The organism is Streptomyces sp. NPDC037290 (assembly GCF_055603245.1).
On sequence record NZ_JBVJVZ010000003.1, the window covers coordinates 593,352 to 608,191 of the forward strand.

General features: G+C 72.7%; 10 protein-coding genes. 7 read left to right on the top strand and 3 right to left on the bottom strand.

Annotated elements, in window-relative coordinates; genetic code table 11:
- Positions 1 to 3 precede the first annotated feature (3 nt).
- Positions 4 to 1,923, top strand: a complete 1,920-nt coding sequence (locus tag ACZ7HQ_RS13395; protein ID WP_470988133.1) for an ATP-binding cassette domain-containing protein — start codon at positions 4 to 6, stop codon at positions 1,921 to 1,923.
- Here the strand turns inward: ACZ7HQ_RS13395 and ACZ7HQ_RS13400 are convergent.
- On the bottom strand, positions 1,853 to 2,461 hold the full coding sequence (locus ACZ7HQ_RS13400; RefSeq protein WP_470988135.1) for a response regulator transcription factor: 609 nt from the start codon (positions 2,459 to 2,461) through the stop codon (positions 1,853 to 1,855). The genes ACZ7HQ_RS13395 and ACZ7HQ_RS13400 overlap by 71 nt on opposite strands.
- Positions 2,462 to 2,881: 420 nt before the next feature.
- Here ACZ7HQ_RS13400 and ACZ7HQ_RS13405 point away from each other — a divergent pair, with 420 nt between their 5' ends.
- Entirely contained in the window at positions 2,882 to 5,032 is a 2,151-nt protein-coding gene (locus ACZ7HQ_RS13405) for a SpoIIE family protein phosphatase (protein ID WP_470988971.1), read from the top strand.
- 121 nt (positions 5,033 to 5,153) lie between these two features.
- On the opposite strand, the gene ACZ7HQ_RS13410 is transcribed toward ACZ7HQ_RS13405, so the two are convergent.
- Positions 5,154 to 6,587, bottom strand: coding sequence for a S1 family peptidase (locus ACZ7HQ_RS13410; RefSeq protein ID WP_470988974.1), 1,434 nt, complete (start codon positions 6,585 to 6,587; stop codon positions 5,154 to 5,156).
- Between the two features lie 199 nt (positions 6,588 to 6,786).
- Here ACZ7HQ_RS13410 and ACZ7HQ_RS13415 point away from each other — a divergent pair, with 199 nt between their 5' ends.
- The 5 genes from ACZ7HQ_RS13415 to ACZ7HQ_RS13435 all read left to right on the top strand — a co-directional run bounded on the left by ACZ7HQ_RS13415 (position 6,787) and on the right by ACZ7HQ_RS13435 (position 13,825).
- Positions 6,787 to 7,200 (top strand): PaaI family thioesterase, encoded by a 414-nt coding sequence (locus ACZ7HQ_RS13415; RefSeq protein ID WP_470988138.1) that lies wholly within the window; start codon positions 6,787 to 6,789, stop codon positions 7,198 to 7,200.
- Between the two features lie 455 nt (positions 7,201 to 7,655).
- On the top strand, positions 7,656 to 7,871 hold the full coding sequence (locus tag ACZ7HQ_RS13420) for a type A2 lantipeptide (RefSeq protein WP_470988140.1): 216 nt from the start codon (positions 7,656 to 7,658) through the stop codon (positions 7,869 to 7,871).
- A gap of 101 nt (positions 7,872 to 7,972) precedes the next feature.
- Positions 7,973 to 8,779, top strand: coding sequence for a hypothetical protein (locus ACZ7HQ_RS13425; RefSeq protein ID WP_470988143.1), 807 nt, complete (start codon positions 7,973 to 7,975; stop codon positions 8,777 to 8,779).
- Positions 8,776 to 10,998, top strand: coding sequence for an NHLP family bacteriocin export ABC transporter peptidase/permease/ATPase subunit (locus ACZ7HQ_RS13430; RefSeq protein ID WP_470988146.1), 2,223 nt, complete (start codon positions 8,776 to 8,778; stop codon positions 10,996 to 10,998). The genes ACZ7HQ_RS13425 and ACZ7HQ_RS13430 overlap by 4 nt, the downstream gene beginning before the upstream one ends.
- A 1-nt stretch (position 10,999) precedes the next feature.
- The gene (locus ACZ7HQ_RS13435) at positions 11,000 to 13,825 is read left to right on the top strand and encodes an NHLP bacteriocin export ABC transporter permease/ATPase subunit (protein ID WP_470988148.1); all 2,826 of its coding nucleotides are present in this window, start codon (positions 11,000 to 11,002) and stop codon (positions 13,823 to 13,825) included.
- Here ACZ7HQ_RS13435 and ACZ7HQ_RS13440 read toward each other — a convergent pair.
- Entirely contained in the window at positions 13,822 to 14,640 is an 819-nt protein-coding gene (locus ACZ7HQ_RS13440; RefSeq protein WP_470988150.1) for a ribonuclease BN, read from the bottom strand. The genes ACZ7HQ_RS13435 and ACZ7HQ_RS13440 overlap by 4 nt on opposite strands.
- Positions 14,641 to 14,840 lie beyond the last annotated feature (200 nt).

Sequence of the window (14,840 nt, forward strand, 5' to 3'; positions counted from 1 at the left end):
GGCATGAGCGGGGTGCCGGGGCGGGGCGGAGGACTTCCGGTGTTCGTGCGCGGGCAGGCGTACCGCTTTCTGCGGGAGCGGTGGCGGGTGCTGGTGCGGCTCGGCGCCTGGTCCGTGCTGGAGGCCGCGCAGACCTTCGTCGTGGGATACGCCCTCGCGCGGGCCCTGGACGCCGGGTTCCTCGCCGGGCACGCCCGGACCGGTCTGCTGTGGCTGGGGGCGGCGGGGCTCGCCGTGTGTGCCGGGGCGTACGGGACCGGGCGGGTGTACGGCGTGGTGGCCCAGCTGGTCGAGCCGGCCCGGGACCGGCTGGTGACGGGGGTGGTCGCGCGGGGGGTACGGGAGGGGGACGCGGGTGCGCTGTCCGGGCTCACCCAGCAGGTGGAGATCGCCCGGGACACGCTCGCCGGTGTGGTGATGGTGACCCGTTCGTTCCTGTTCACCGCCGTCGGCGCCCTGATCGGCCTGCTCTCGCTGGCCCCGCTGCTCCTCGCGGTGGTCGTGCCGCCGCTGCTCGCCGGGGTGGCCCTGTTCGCCGCGACACTCCGGCCGCTGGCCCGCCGGCAGGAGGCGTTCCTCACCGCCGACGAGGCGCTGGCCCAGGAGTTGGGCACCACGCTGCCGGGGTTGCGGGACGTCACCGCGGCCGGCGCCGAGGCGCGGGTCGCCGGCACCCTCGGCGAACGCACCGACGCGGAGCTCCGGGCCGCCCGTGCTCTGGCCCGCTGGAGCGTGGTCCGCGTGGCCGCCGTGGCGGTCGGCGGCGAACTGCCGGCGGTACTGCTGCTGGTCACCGCGCCCTGGCTGCTGGGCCACGGTGTCACCGCGGGGGCCCTGGTCGGTGCGCTCGCCTACGTCACCCAGTCCCTTCTCCCCGCCCTGCACAACCTCGTCCACGCCCTCGGCACCAGCGGCTCCCGCCTGACGGTCGTCCTGCGCAGGCTGACCCGGGGCTCCCAACCGCGGGAGGCGCGATCGCCGCAGAGGTGCGGGGAACCGGGCGATCCACCGCGCACAGCCGGCACCCGCCGCACGACCGCAGGTTCCCGAGGCGCACAGGACACCGACCGGAAACCGGCACGACGGCCGGAGCCCCCACCCGCCCTCTCCCTCGCCTCCGTCACCTTCGCCTACGGCCCCGCGAGCGAACCGGTCCTGGAGGACCTCGACCTCACCCTGCCGGAAGGCGCCCACCTGGCCGTCGTAGGCCCCAGCGGCATCGGAAAGTCGACGCTGGCCGGCCTCGTAGCCGGTCTGCTCCGCCCCCGGCACGGCACCATCCGGGTCCACGGCCGCCCCGTCCCCGCGCCGCAGGCAACCGTGCTCATCCCGCAGGAGGCCTACGTCCACACCGGCACCCTCGCGGAGAACCTGGCCCTCTTCCGCACCGGTCCAGTGCCGGAGGCGGAACTCCTCACGGCCGCCGACGCGGTCGGGCTCACCCCGCTGCTGGAGGCACTGGGCGGACCCGGCGCCACCGTCGCCCCGGCGGAGCTGTCCGCGGGGGAACGGCAACTGATCGCGCTGGCCCGCGCCTACCTCTCCCCCGCCCCGCTGGCCCTGCTGGACGAGGCGACCTGTCACCTCGACCCGGCGGCGGAGGCGCGCGCCGAGCAGGCCTTCGCGGCGCGCCCCGGCGGCACGCTGATCGTCGTCGCCCACCGGATCAGTTCCGCCCGCCGCGCCGACCGGATCCTCGTCATGGACGGCGCGCGCACCGCCTTCGGAACCCACGGCGAACTCCTGCGCACCTCGGAGCCGTACCGGGAGCTGGCCGGCGGCTGGACGACTCGTCCGGCGCCGCTGCCGGACCCGTCAGACCACCCCGTCCCCCCGCACCCGCCCTCCCCCCTCACACCCACCCCTCCCCCTGCGATATGCGAATCGCGTCGATCCGATTGCGCGCCCCGGTCTTCCGGGTGATCGACGCCATGTAGTTGCGGACCGTGCCGTGGGACAGGTGCAGGCTGCCGGCGATCTCCGCGATGGATGCGCCGGCAGCCGCCAGGGACAGCACACTCAACTCGCGTCTGGTCAGTGGCATCTCGGCCGCCTTGAGAAAGCCGAAGCCCAGCGAGGCATCGACGAAACGTTCCCTCTGGGCACCGGACCGGATGGCCCGTACCAGCTGCTCCGGAGAACCCGCCTTGTCGACGAAGCCGAGCGCGCCCGCCTCGGCGGCCCGCTTCAGCAGTCCCGGCCGGTTCGCCTGGGCGAGCACCACGAGCGCAGGCGGCCGCCCGCCGGTGCCCGGCGGGCACAGGTCGCCGAGCGGCGGCACCCCCTGGCCGTCGGTACAGTCGAGGTCGGCCGCGCACACGTCCGGGCATAAGGACCGCACCCGGGCGGCGGCACCCTGCCACGGCGTGTCGTCCACGTCCAGCCCCGGCTCCCGGCGCAGCCATTCCGCCAGGATCGATCGCACCAGACACGCGTCGTGCACCAGAAGCACCCGGATCACTGCCCGCCCCCTCGGCTGGTCGTCCTACGCCCGTTCCTCGTCGTCGCCCGTGCCGGCACGGTCCGCGCCCTCGTGCCCCTCGCGGTCCGCCCCGTCCGTGCCATGGACACGGCACGGGAAGCGCGTGCCCATTCTTGGGCGCCGGTACCGTTCAGGGGCGCGGAGATCCGGCCATCAGGGTGCGCGGGGGCGCACGCGGGGCGCCCGTACGCCGTCCGCGCTTCAACCGCACGGGCATGGGTATGGACGGACGGGGTATCCGGAGAGGTCCGCGGCGACGGGCCCGCGGCTCGGGCCGCTGTCCGCCGCGCGCGGGGCGTCCCTGCGAGGGACGCCCATGGCCCGGGGTACTCGCCGTGCGCGGGACGCCCCCGCGAGGGAATCTTGTCCCCAGGATGCGCGACGCGGCCGTACGAGGAGGTGGTCGGCGTGTCCGACGGGCCGGGCCCGGAGCCGGCGCCGGCGGCCGACGGGGTGCCGGCCGCCCAGCCGGTGCTGTCGCTGGCGCTGGTCTCCCTGATGCAGGAGGTCTGCGCGCACTCCGGCGCGGTGTACCTGCTCAGGCGCGACGAGCCGGTCCTGGAGATGGCGGTGATGGCGGGCATGCCCCGCGCCTTCGCGGCACCCTGGCAGCGGGTCGGGCTCAGCGCGCCGATCCCGGTCGCCGAGGCGGCACGCGAGCGGCGGCTGGTGTGGGTGGGCGGCGAGGAGGAGATGGCCCGCTGCTATCCGCGGATCGCGGTGGTGCTGCCGTACCCGTTCGCGCTGGCCGCGCTGCCCGTGGCGACCGAGCGCCGGCTGTACGGCGCGATGTTCGTGACCTGGCCGGGGGTGCGTGCGCCGAAGCTGTCCGAGCGCGAGCGGGACCATCTGTGGGCGGCCTGCGACCGGCTCGCGCTGCGGTTGGAGCGGGCCGAGGAGGACAACCGGCCGCTCGCCCACGAGCCCGACGTGATGGCGGAGCCGGTGGCGGGCGTGGCCGACACGCTGGGCTCGGTGGAGGCCGCGCGGATGGTGTCCCGGCTGCCGTACGGGCTGATGTCGCTGGATCTGCACGGCCGGATCCGGTTCGTGAACGCGGCCGCCGGCGAACTGCTCGGCAGACCGGCCGCCGACCTGCTCGGCACCCTGCCGTGGGTGTCGGTGCCGTGGCTGAACGACCCGATGTACGAGGACCGTTACCGGGCGGCGCTGATCAGCCAGCAGGTGACGTCGTTCGTGGCGCTGCGTCCGCCGGGCGAGTGGCTGTCGTTCCGGATGTATCCGAGCACGACCGGGCTGAGCGTGCGGATCAGCCGGGCCCGGGCGGTGGCGGACATGGCGCACGGGGCGCCGCGGGCGGGCGCGTCGCCGTCCCGGCTGGTGACGATCTCCCAGGTGCTGAGCCTCGCCGGTGCGCTGACCGAGGCGGTCGGGGTGCAGGACGTGGTGCAGCTGGTCTGGGACGAGGTGGCACCGGCGGTCGGCAGCCAGGCGATGGTGATCCTCGGCTCGCAGGGCGGGCGGCTGCACGTACTGGGGCATCGCGGCTACCCGGACGCGCACGCCGTGGAGCGCTTGCACGGACTGCCGCTCACCGAGCGGACCCCGGGCACCCACGTGCTGAGCAGCGGGGTGCCCTCGTTCTTCGACTCCCAGGAGCAGCTGGAGCGGCTGTATCCCCATCGGTACTCGACCCCGGACGGCTTCGCGGCCTGGGCGTATCTGCCTTTGATCGCGTCCGGACGGCCGGTGGGCACCTGTGTGCTGGCGTACGCCGAGCCGCATGTCTTCCCGGCCGACGAGCGGGCCGTGCTGACGTCGCTGGGCGGGCTGATCGCGCAGGCGCTGGAGCGGGCCCTGCTCTACGACGCCAAGCACCGGCTCGCGCACGGGCTCCAGCAGGCCCTGCTGCCGCGCTCGCTGGCGCCGCCGCCCGGTATTGAGGCCGCCGCCCGCTATGTGCCCGCCACCCACGGCATGGACATCGGCGGCGACTTCTACGACCTGGTGCCGACGCTGCCGCTGACGGCGGCGGTGATCGGGGACGTCCAGGGGCACAACGTGACCGCGGCGGGCCTGATGGGGCAGATCCGCACGGGGGTGCGGGCGTACACCACGGTCGGACAGGCGCCGCACGAGGTGATGAGCAGCACCAACCGGCTGCTGATCGATCTCGGCACCGAACTGTTCGCCAGCTGTCTGTACCTGCGGCTGGATCCGGCGCGCGGGAAGGCGGTGATGGCACGGGCGGGGCATCCGCCGCCGCTGCTGAGACGGCCGGACGGGCGGGTGCGGGTGCTGGACCTGGCCGGCGGCCCGCTGCTCGGCATCGACGCGGCCGCGGTGTATCCGACGACCGAGGTGTCCCTCGCCCCCGGCTCGGTGCTCGTGCTGTACACCGACGGTCTGGTGGAGACGCCCGGCGTCGACATCGAGGACGCGCTGGTCGGTCTCGGCGCGCTGCTGTCGGAGACCGGCGGCCGGCCGCTGGAGCAGCTGGCGGACGAGATCGTCCGGCACAGCGCGGCGGCCCGGGAGCGGGTGGACGACGTGGCGGTGCTGTTGCTGCGCGCATGCGACGACGGATGACGGTCCGGCCCTCCCGCCGGAGGGCCGGACCGTTCCCCCGCCGACCGGAACCGCGGGTGAGGCCGGGCGGGGAGTCGGAGTCACCCGTGTGCGGTTCCTCGCGGCCCCTGCGGGGCGCTGCTCAGCGCGTGCTGGTGAGGGAGGACCCGTCGTTCGCCGAGCCGGCCCCGGACTGGTCGCCACCACCGGCGGACGGGTCCGCGGAGCCGGAGCCCGAACCGGCACCGGACTGGTCGCCGGCCGAGGCGGACGGGTCGGCGGAACCGCCGGACTGGTCACCCGCGCCCGACTGGTCACCGGCGCCGGACTGGTCACCCGCCGAGGCCGACGGGTCGGCGGAACCGGACTGGTCGCCGGCACCCGACTGGTCACCCGCGCCGTTGCCGTTGTTGCCGGCGCCGCCGTTCCCGGCGTTGCCGCCGTTGCCGAGGGTCGCGCCGGTGGCCTGCAGGGCGGCGGTGACCGGCTGGAAGAAGGTCTCGCCGCCGTTGGTGCAGTCGCCGCTGCCGCCGGAGGTGAGGCCCACGGCACCGCCGTCCTGGGTGAACAGGGAGCCGCCGCTGTCACCGGCCTCGGCGCAGACGTTGGTCTGGATGAGGCCGTTGACGGTGTCGGTGCCGCCCGGGACGGTCTCGCTCGCGAAGTTCACGGTGGCGTCGAGCCCGGTGACCTGGCCGTCGTGCAGACCGGTGGTGGAGCCCATGCGGAACACGGTCTCACCGACGGTGGCGTCGGCGGCCTGGGTGATCTGCACGGTCTGCCCGTTGCCGGTGTTGACCTCGCTGGGCGCCTGGGTGCTGGCGTCGTTGTACTTGACCAGCGAGAAGTCGTTGCCGGGGAACTTGGCCTGGTCGACGGTGGCGATGGGCTGGCCGTTCTGCGAGTCGGACCAGTCCTTGGCGGCGACCCCGCAGTGACCGGCCGTCAGGAAGGCGGGGCTGCCGTCGGAGGCGGTGACGTTGAAGCCGAGGGAGCAGCGGACGCCACCCTGCTGGGTCTGGGAGAAGATGGCGTCGCCGCCGGAGACGAAGGTCTTGAAGGTACCGGCGGACTTCTTCAGGGTGGCCATGCCGGAACCGAGGCTCTGCACCGTCGACTGCAGTCTGTTCCACTTGGCGCCGGTCACCGTGGAGTCGGCGGTGACCAGGACCTTGTTGGTACGCGGGTCCACGGCCCAGGAGGTGCCGGGGATCGTCGCCCTGGTCTTCAGCGTCGCGGCGGCGGCCTTGAGGGCGCGGGTGCTGTTGTCCACCTGGCGCGCGACCGCGCCCGCCTTCTTCACCTGCGCGATCACGTTCTTGTCGCCGTTGACCACGTTGACGACGAGTTGCTGCTTGCCGCTGTCGAAGTACGACCCGGCGACGGCGTCCCCGAGGATCTTCTGCAGTTGGGCGGCGAGGCCGGACGCCTGCGTGGCCTTGAGGGTCTTCGCGCTGCCGGTGGCGCCCGACGCCTGGTCCGTGTTCTGCGAGGCGTTGGCGTGGGGCAGCAGAAGGGCCGCTGCTCCGAGCGCCGCGACACCGCCCACCGCTATCGCGGCTTTGCGCTTGGGCATTCGCTTGTGACTCAAACTTCTCGACCTCCTGGGGACGGGGGTCTGCCGCTGACGGGCAGTTCGTATCGGGGCGCCTGGATGGCCGTAGGTACGCACCGGCCGCGCGGTGTGTTCAATTCCGTTTCCCAACGGCCGTAGCGGACCGGCGAATCGGCCATGCTCCGCGTGTCGGGGCAGGCGGCCGGGAACAATCCCCCATATGACGATGACCCCCGCCGAAGCCGACAAGATCCTCTCCGCCAACTTCGCCCCGTGGGTGCTCGATCTCGGGCTGACCGTCGAGACGGTGGGCGAGGACCGCGCGGTGCTGCGACTGCCCTGGTCCGAGCGGCTGGCCCGGGAGGGCGGCGGCCTGTCGGGGCAGGCGCTGATGGCGGCGGCCGACACTGCGACAGTGATCGCGGTGTCCGCCGCGCGCGGCGGCTTCGTGCCGATGACGACGGTTCAGCAGTCGACGTCGTTCCAGCGGGCGGTGAACGGTTCGGATGTCCGGATCGAAGCGGTGCTGACCAAGCTGGGCCGCCGGATGGCGTTCGCGGACATCGCGCTGAGCGAGGCCGAGTCGGGGGCGCTCGCGGCCCGGGCCAGCACCGTGTACGCGATTCTGGGCTGACACGGTCCGCTACCGATCAGTAACGTTCCGTTCCGGACGCGATGCGGAATCCCAGCTTCAGGGAATCTACACATTGAATACTCAACCAAGTCACTGACGGCCAGGGATCTGCACAATCGCGCGCCCCCTCGCACTCCTTTGGCGCGGAGTGCCGGATTCGCCGTCCGGTGGGCAAGAGGCCCGATGCGCCGATGCCGTGCCACATGTGAAGGAGTCGCCGACGTGGCGTGCGCACGCCTGCACGGATGCACCCTTCCGCGCGTCAAGTGCCCAGGTGAGAGCACTGGTTGATTGGAAGCGCGCGCTGCCTGCGTGCTTTGATCCATCGCACCGCGGGGGTCGCGGCGGGCTCCCGGAGACGGGGGCCCGGCGCCCGCGGTCGCGGCCGTCCGTCTGTCCCCAGAGGGGGCCGCTCTCCCCCTTGTGAAATATCCATCAGGAAGGGAAGTTCCACCATGAACTCCACCCCCCAGGTTGAGACCGTCGAGATCTCGGACGCCGAGCTGGACAACGTCTCCGGCGGTCTGTCCGTGAACGCCCTCAACAGCGTGACCGGCGCCGTGAACGGCATCGCCCCGGTTTCCAGCACGGTCAACACCGCCATCGGCACCGTCGAGGGTGTCACCGGCCTGAACGTCCAGCCGGTCACCGACCTGGTCGCCGGTCTCTGATCGCACCCCGCTGCATCGGAAGTCCCGGAGCCGTCCCTCGGCTCCGGGACTCTCGGATGCCCTGAAACACCAGCGTCTCTCCCACAGGTGAGGGAAGTCCCGTGCAGTTCCGCCAACAGGCCCTCGCCAAGCTCCAGTCGCCGGAGGAGCTGGACCTTCCGGTGCGGCTGGCCCGCCCGCAGGGCTGGCTCGCCCTGGGGGTCACCGTCGTCGTCATGGCCGCCGCCTCCGTCTGGGCCGTGACCGGTTCGGTCGCCTCCACCGTCGGCGCACCGGCCATCCTCACCCACGGGCAGGGCAGCTATCTGCTGCAGAGCCCGGTGTCCGGCCAGGTGACGGCCGTCCTCGCCAAACAGGGCGAACGGCTCCCCGCGGGCGCTCCCGTGCTCAAGGTCCGTACCACTCAGGGCGATTCCGTGGTCCGCACGGTCGCCGCGGGCCGCGTCACCACGCTCGCCGCCACCATCGGGCAGATCATCCAGACGGGCACCGACGTGGCCGCCGTGGAGAAGGTCGCCCACGCCTCCGACCCGCTGTACGCAACCGTGTACGTGCCCGCCGAGAACGCCGCCGCCATCCCGGCACACGCCTCCGTCGACCTCACCGTCTCCTCGGTACCGACCCAGACGTACGGCGTGCTGCGCGGGCATGTGAAGTCGGTGGACCGCGCCGCGCAGTCCGCCCAGTCGATCGCCGCGTTCCTCGGCGACAGCCAGCTGGGCGAGCAGTTCACCCGGAAGGGCCGCCCGGTGGCCGTCCTGGTCACGCTCGACACGTCGCGGCGCACGAAGAGCGGTTACCGCTGGTCGACCACCGACGGGCCGCCGTTCCGGCTCGACTCCATGACACTCGCCTCCGGTTCGATCAAGCTGGCCGACCAGCATCCCGTCGATTGGCTCCTCCCGTGACCGCCGCCCAGGAAACCCGCGGCCGCAGACGCGCCGCCCCGGCCAAGCGGCCGGTCCCCAAGCCCCGTGGCGGCACCGTCCGTACGCCCACCGTGCTCCAGATGGAGGCCGTCGAGTGCGGCGCCGCCTCCCTGGCGATGGTCCTCGCACACTACGGCCGGCACATCCCGCTGGAGGAGCTGCGCATTGCCTGCGGCGTCTCCCGTGACGGCTCCCGCGCCTCCAACCTGCTGAAGGCGGCCCGCAGTTACGGCCTGACCGCCAAGGGCATGCAGATGGACCTGGCCGCCCTCGCCGAGGTACGGGCGCCGGCCATCCTCTTCTGGGAGTTCAACCACTACGTCGTCTTCGACGGCATGGGCCGCCGCTTCGGCCGCCGGGGCGTGTACATCAACGACCCCGCCAAGGGCCGCCGGTTCGTGCCGATGGAGGAGTTCGACGGCAGCTTCACCGGTGTGGTGCTGGTCCTGGAGCCGGGCGAGTCCTTCACCAAGGGCGGCCGCAGGCCCGGGGTGCTCGGCGCGATGCCGGCCCGGCTGCGCGGCACCGCCGGCACCCTGCCCGCCGCCGTCCTGGCCAGCCTGCTGCTGGTCGCGGTAGGCGCCGCGGTGCCCGCGCTCAGCCGCACCTACATCGACACGTTCCTCATCGGCGGCCGGACCTCCCTGCTGGGCGTGCTGTTCGCCTCGATGGCGGCCTGTGTCCTGCTCACCCTGGTGCTGACCTGGCTGCAGCAGGCCAACCTGCTGCACGGCCGGATCATCTCCTCCACCCTCTCCAGCGCCCGCTTCCTGCGCCATCTGCTGCGGCTGCCGGTGACGTTCTTCGCCCAGCGCTCGCCCGCCGACCTGGTGCAGCGGCTGCAGTCCAACGACCAGGTCGCCGAGACCCTGGCCCGCGACCTCGCGGCGGCGGGCGTGGACGCGATCGTCGTGGTCCTGTACGCGGCGCTCCTCTACACCTACGACCCGCAGCTGACGTTCGTCGGCATCGGCGTGGCCCTGTTCAACGTGGTCGCCATGCGGCTGGTGGTACGGCTGCGCGCGACCCGTACGGCGAAGCTGCGCGCGGACACGGCACGGCTCACCAACACCTCGTACACGGGTCTCCAGCTGATCGAGACGATGAAGGCGACCGGCGGCGAGGACGGCTACTTCCGCAAGTGGGCCGGACAGCACGCCACCACCCTGGAGGAGCAGCAGCGGCTCGGGGTGCCGAGCGCCTGGCTGGGTGTGGTCGCCCCCACCCTCGCCACCTTCAACAGCGCGCTGATCCTGTGGATCGGCGGTCTGCGCGCGGTCGAGGGGCACATCTCGGTCGGTCTGCTGGTCGCCTTCCAGGCACTGGTCACCCGGTTCACCGCCCCGCTGACCCGGCTCAACGGCGTCGCGGGCCGCATCCAGGACTTCGCGGCCGACGTGGCCCGGCTGAAGGACGTGGAGAACTTCCAGGCCGACCCGCTGTACGCCCGCCCGGGCGGCGCCGATTCGACGCGCCGGCTGCACGGGCACGTCGAGCTGGAGAACGTCACCTTCGGCTACAGCCCGCTGGACCAGCCGCTGCTGACCGGGTTCGACCTGACCGTGGGCCCCGGGCAGCAGGTGGCGCTGGTCGGCGGCTCCGGCAGCGGCAAGTCCACGGTGTCCCGGCTGATCTCGGGCCTGTACGCGCCGTGGGACGGGGTGATCCGCATCGACGGCCGCCGGCTGGAGGACATCCCGCGCGGCGCGCTCGCCTCCTCCGTCTCCTTCGTCGACCAGGACGTGTTCCTCTTCGAGGGCTCGGTGCGCGACAACATCGCCCTGTGGGACCCGTCGATCCCGGACGAGGCCGTGGTGGAGGCACTGAAGGACGCGGCGCTGTACGACGTGGTGATGCGCCGCCCGGGCGGCATCCACAGCAGGGTCGAACAGGACGGCCACAACTTCTCCGGCGGTCAGCGCCAGCGGCTCGAGATCGCCCGGGCCCTGGTCCGCAGGCCGAGCATCCTCGTCCTGGACGAGGTGACCAGCGCGCTGGACGCGGAGACCGAACTGGTGGTGATGGACAACCTGCGCCGGCGCGGCTGCGCCTGTGTGGTGATCGCGCACCGGCTCAGCACGGTCCGCGACAGCGACGAGATCGTCGTCCTCCAGCACGGCACGGTCGTCGAGCGCGGGCGGCACGAGGAACTGGTGGCGCACGGCGGCGCGTACGCCGCGCTGGTCAGGGAGCGATGAGATGACAGCCGTTCAGGAGGGGTACGAAGGCGACCTCGTCCTCGGTGCGCTGGGGTCCATGGGCAGCCGCATCGACTGCGCCGGTTCCAACCGCCTGGACCTCGAGGGCCCGCAGGTGCTGTGGCTGGTCGCGGCCGGAGCGCTGGACCTGTTCGCGGTGGACGCCGTCCAGCAGGGCCACTGGCACCACCTGGGCCGGCTGGAGGCGGGCGCGCTGCTGCTCGGCCCGGTCGCCGGCCCCCAGCACACCCTGGTGGCCCGCCCGGTGCGCGACTGCGTCGTCCACCGCGTCAACCTGCGCGAGCTGTACCAGCCCGCCCACACCCAGACCTGGTCGTACGACGAGTACGGCAACCCGCAGTACGTGCCGCCCGCCACCAGCCCGCTGGAGTACGCGGTCGCGCTCGGCGTCGGCCGTGGCCTGTCCGTCCTGTTCCAGGCGCCGATGGCCGAGGAGCGGACCGCCACTCCCACGGACGACGACGTGTTCTGGATGCAGGTGCCGCCGGGCAGCGTCCAGTACGGCTCGCTGTACGGCGCGGAGGCCGCCGCCGACCTGCTGATGGACCCGGCGCTGTGGCAGTCCATGGTCGACCAGCAGTACCGGCTGCTGACCGCGCTGGACCGGTGGATCGAGCAGCTGGAGCGCACCCACGAGACCCGCACGGCCGCCGGCATCAAGGCCGGTGAGGCCGTGCGCGCCCAGGCCGACCAGACGCTGCTGGCGTCCATCGGCAAGCGCTCGGCCCGCCGCACGACGGCCGCCGACGCCGACGCCGGCTACGCCGCCTGCAAGCTGGTCGCCGAGGCGGCCGGGATCACGCTCGCCGAGCCCGCGCAGACCGGCACCGAGAGCGAACGCCTCGACCCCGTCGAACGGGTGGCGCTCGCCTCCCGGGTGCGCACCCGGGCCGTACGGCTGCAGGGGCACTGGTGGCGGGAGAACGTGGGCCCGCTGGTCGGTCACCGGGCGCTGTCCGGGGCGCCGGTCGCGCTGCTGTGGCGGCGCGGCGGGTATGTAGCCGTCCACCCCGGCACAGGCCGCGAGACCCCGATCGAGAAGGCGAACGCGGAGGAGTTCGAGCCGCGCGCGGTGATGTTCTACCGGCCGCTGCCCGACAAGGCGCTGACGCCGTTCGGTCTGCTGCGGTTCAGCCTGCGCGGCACCCGGGGCGATCTGCTCGCCCTGCTGCTGGCAGGGCTGGTGACGGTGGCGATCGGCGCGCTGGTGCCGGTCGCGACGGGCAAGGTGCTCGGCGAGTACGTGCCGCGGGCGCAGCAGGGCCTGATCGTCCAGGTGTGCCTGGCCGTGATGGTGAGCGGGGTGGTGGCGGCGGCGTTCACGCTGCTGGAGAACCTGTCCATCCTGCGCCTGGAGGGCCGGATCGAGGCGGCGCTGCAGCCGGCCGTCTGGGACCGGCTGCTCCGGCTGCCCACCCGGTTCTTCACCCAGCGCTCCACCGGTGAACTCGCCAGCGCCGCCATGGGCATCAGCGCGATGCGCCGGCTGCTGGCGGGTGTCGGCCCGGTGGTCGCGCAGTCGGTGACCGTCGGCGCGATGAACCTGGGCCTGCTGTTCTGGTACAGCCCGTCGATGGCCCTGGCGGCGATCGGCATGCTCGTCGTCATCGCGGCCGTGTTCCTGGGGCTCGGGCTGTGGCAGGTGCGCTGGCAGCGCAAGCTGACGGTGCTCGGCAACAAGCTGAACAACCAGGCCTTCCAGACCCTGCGGGGTCTGCCCAAGCTGCGGGTGGCCGCGGCCGAGAACTACGCCTACGCGGCCTGGGCGCGGGAGTTCGCGCGCAGCCGGGAGCTGCAGCAGAAGGTCGGCCGGATCAAGAACCTCACCACCGTGCTCGGCGGGATCTATCTGCCGGTGTGCACGCTGCTGATGTTCATGCTGCTGGCGGGCCCGGCCAGGGGCGCGATGTCGGCGGCGGACTTCCTCACCTTCAACACCTCGGTGACCATGGTGCTGACCTCGGTCACCCAGCTGACCGGATCCTTCGTGTCGGCGGTCGCCGCGCTGCCGCTCTTCGAGGAGATCAAGCCGGTCTTCGAGGCGACCCCCGAGGTGCGCACGTCGAGCACCCGGCCGGGTCCGCTGTCCGGCGCGATCGAGGCCCGCCGGCTGTCCTTCCGGTACGCCGACGACGGCCCGCTGGTCCTGGACGACGTGTCCTTCGCCGTCCGGCCCGGAGAGTTCGTCGCGGTCGTCGGCCCGAGCGGCTGCGGCAAGTCCACGCTGCTGCGGCTGCTGATCGGCTTCGACAAGCCGGTCTCCGGCAGCGTCCTGTACGACGGCCAGGACCTCGCGGCGCTCGACCAGTCGGCGGTGCGCCGCCAGTGCGGGGTGGTGCTCCAGCACGCGCAGCCGTTCACCGGTTCCATCCTGGACGTCATCTGCGGCACCGAGCCGTACACGCCGGAGGAGGCGATGGCCGCGGCCGAGATGGCCGGGCTCGCGGAGGACATCAAGCGGATGCCGATGGGCCTGCACACGATCGTGGCGGGCAACGGGGCGATCTCCGGCGGGCAGCGGCAGCGCCTGATGATCGCCCAGGCCCTGATCCGGCGCCCGCGCATCCTGTTCTTCGACGAGGCCACCAGTGCCCTGGACAACGACACGCAGCGCATCGTCATCGACAGCACCCGCAAACTGAACGCCACCCGGGTCGTCATCGCGCACCGGCTGTCGACGGTCCTGGACGCCGACCGGGTGATCGTGATGGAGGACGGAAAGGTCGTCCAGCACGGCACGCCGGCCGAACTGCTCGCCGACACCAGCGGCCGCCTGCACGAGCTGGTGCGCCGGCAGCTGGCCTAACCGGACTCCTCGCCGTCCTCCGGGTGCTCCTCGTGGTGCGGCATCCAGTGGTGTTCACAGAACCAGCGGCCGAACAGGGCACCGCCGTAGATGACGAAGCCGACGCCGATGAGCCAGGACTCCACCACGAGCACCGTCCCGACGGCGCCGTAGCTGAGCGCGTTGGTGACGATGAGCGGGGTGAAGACGAGGTAGGAGAAGGCCCTCAGGCCGGCCAGGCCGAGGACGGTGGCGAGCGCGCCCGGCAGCAGCGAGCGCCAGTGGATCTGCCCGCCCAGCAGGAAGCGCTGCCCCCACCAGAAGAAGAGGATGCCGCTCGCCGTGGACAGTGCGATCCGCTGGCCGCCGTGCAGCGCGTTCTTGGTCGCCACCTCCTGGTAGAGGTAGGCGGTGAGCGCGACCAGCCAGGTCGCCTGCCGCCAGACCCGGTGCCAGGGCCCGGAGGCGAGGCCCCAGATCCGTTCGTAGGCGTTCTGCACGCTGCCGCCGAAGGACACGCCGAAGACGGCCAGCAGGACACCGCCCCAGACGCTGGTCGTGCCGATGACGTTGCGCGGGGGGCTGACGACGTCGGTGATCACGTGGGCGGACCGGCCGGACAGGCCCATCCCGTCGGTGAGCCAGGAGGCGAAACCGCCCCGCACCAGGGGGTCGGCGGCAGCGACGACGATCAGCAGCGGCGCCAGCGTCACCAGCGCCAGGGTGGCGAACCCCATGGCCCGGTGCATCAGTTCCAGCTCACCGCCGTGTTGGAACAGGGCCCCGACCCTGAGCCACTCCCAAGCGCGGTGCAGGCCGCGCCGCAACCGCCTCACGGCTCCTCCCGTGCTCGCCGCCCACACGCTGTCCTGTGCCGATTCATCCACCCCTGCGCGGCCGGGGCAACTCACACCGGTGCCGTGTCGCGTTCCCGCGCCTTTGTGACACGGCGGCGGAGTGTGCGGTTTGCGGGCGCGGCGCACCGGAGAATCGGGACCCGTGCGTACTCCTGCCGAGGTGCCCTCCGCGGAACAAG

Bases quoted from the DNA above. Each gene is read 5' to 3' on its own strand.
- ACZ7HQ_RS13395 (WP_470988133.1), top strand. From the start codon at position 4: ATGAGCGGGGTGCCGGGGCGGGGCGGAGGACTTCCGGTGTTCGTGCGC.
- ACZ7HQ_RS13410 (WP_470988974.1), bottom strand. From the start codon at position 6,587: ATGCCCAAGCGCAAAGCCGCGATAGCGGTGGGCGGTGTCGCGGCGCTC.
- ACZ7HQ_RS13415 (WP_470988138.1), top strand. From the start codon at position 6,787: ATGACGATGACCCCCGCCGAAGCCGACAAGATCCTCTCCGCCAACTTC.
- ACZ7HQ_RS13420 (WP_470988140.1), top strand. From the start codon at position 7,656: ATGAACTCCACCCCCCAGGTTGAGACCGTCGAGATCTCGGACGCCGAG.
- ACZ7HQ_RS13435 (WP_470988148.1), top strand. From the start codon at position 11,000: ATGACAGCCGTTCAGGAGGGGTACGAAGGCGACCTCGTCCTCGGTGCG.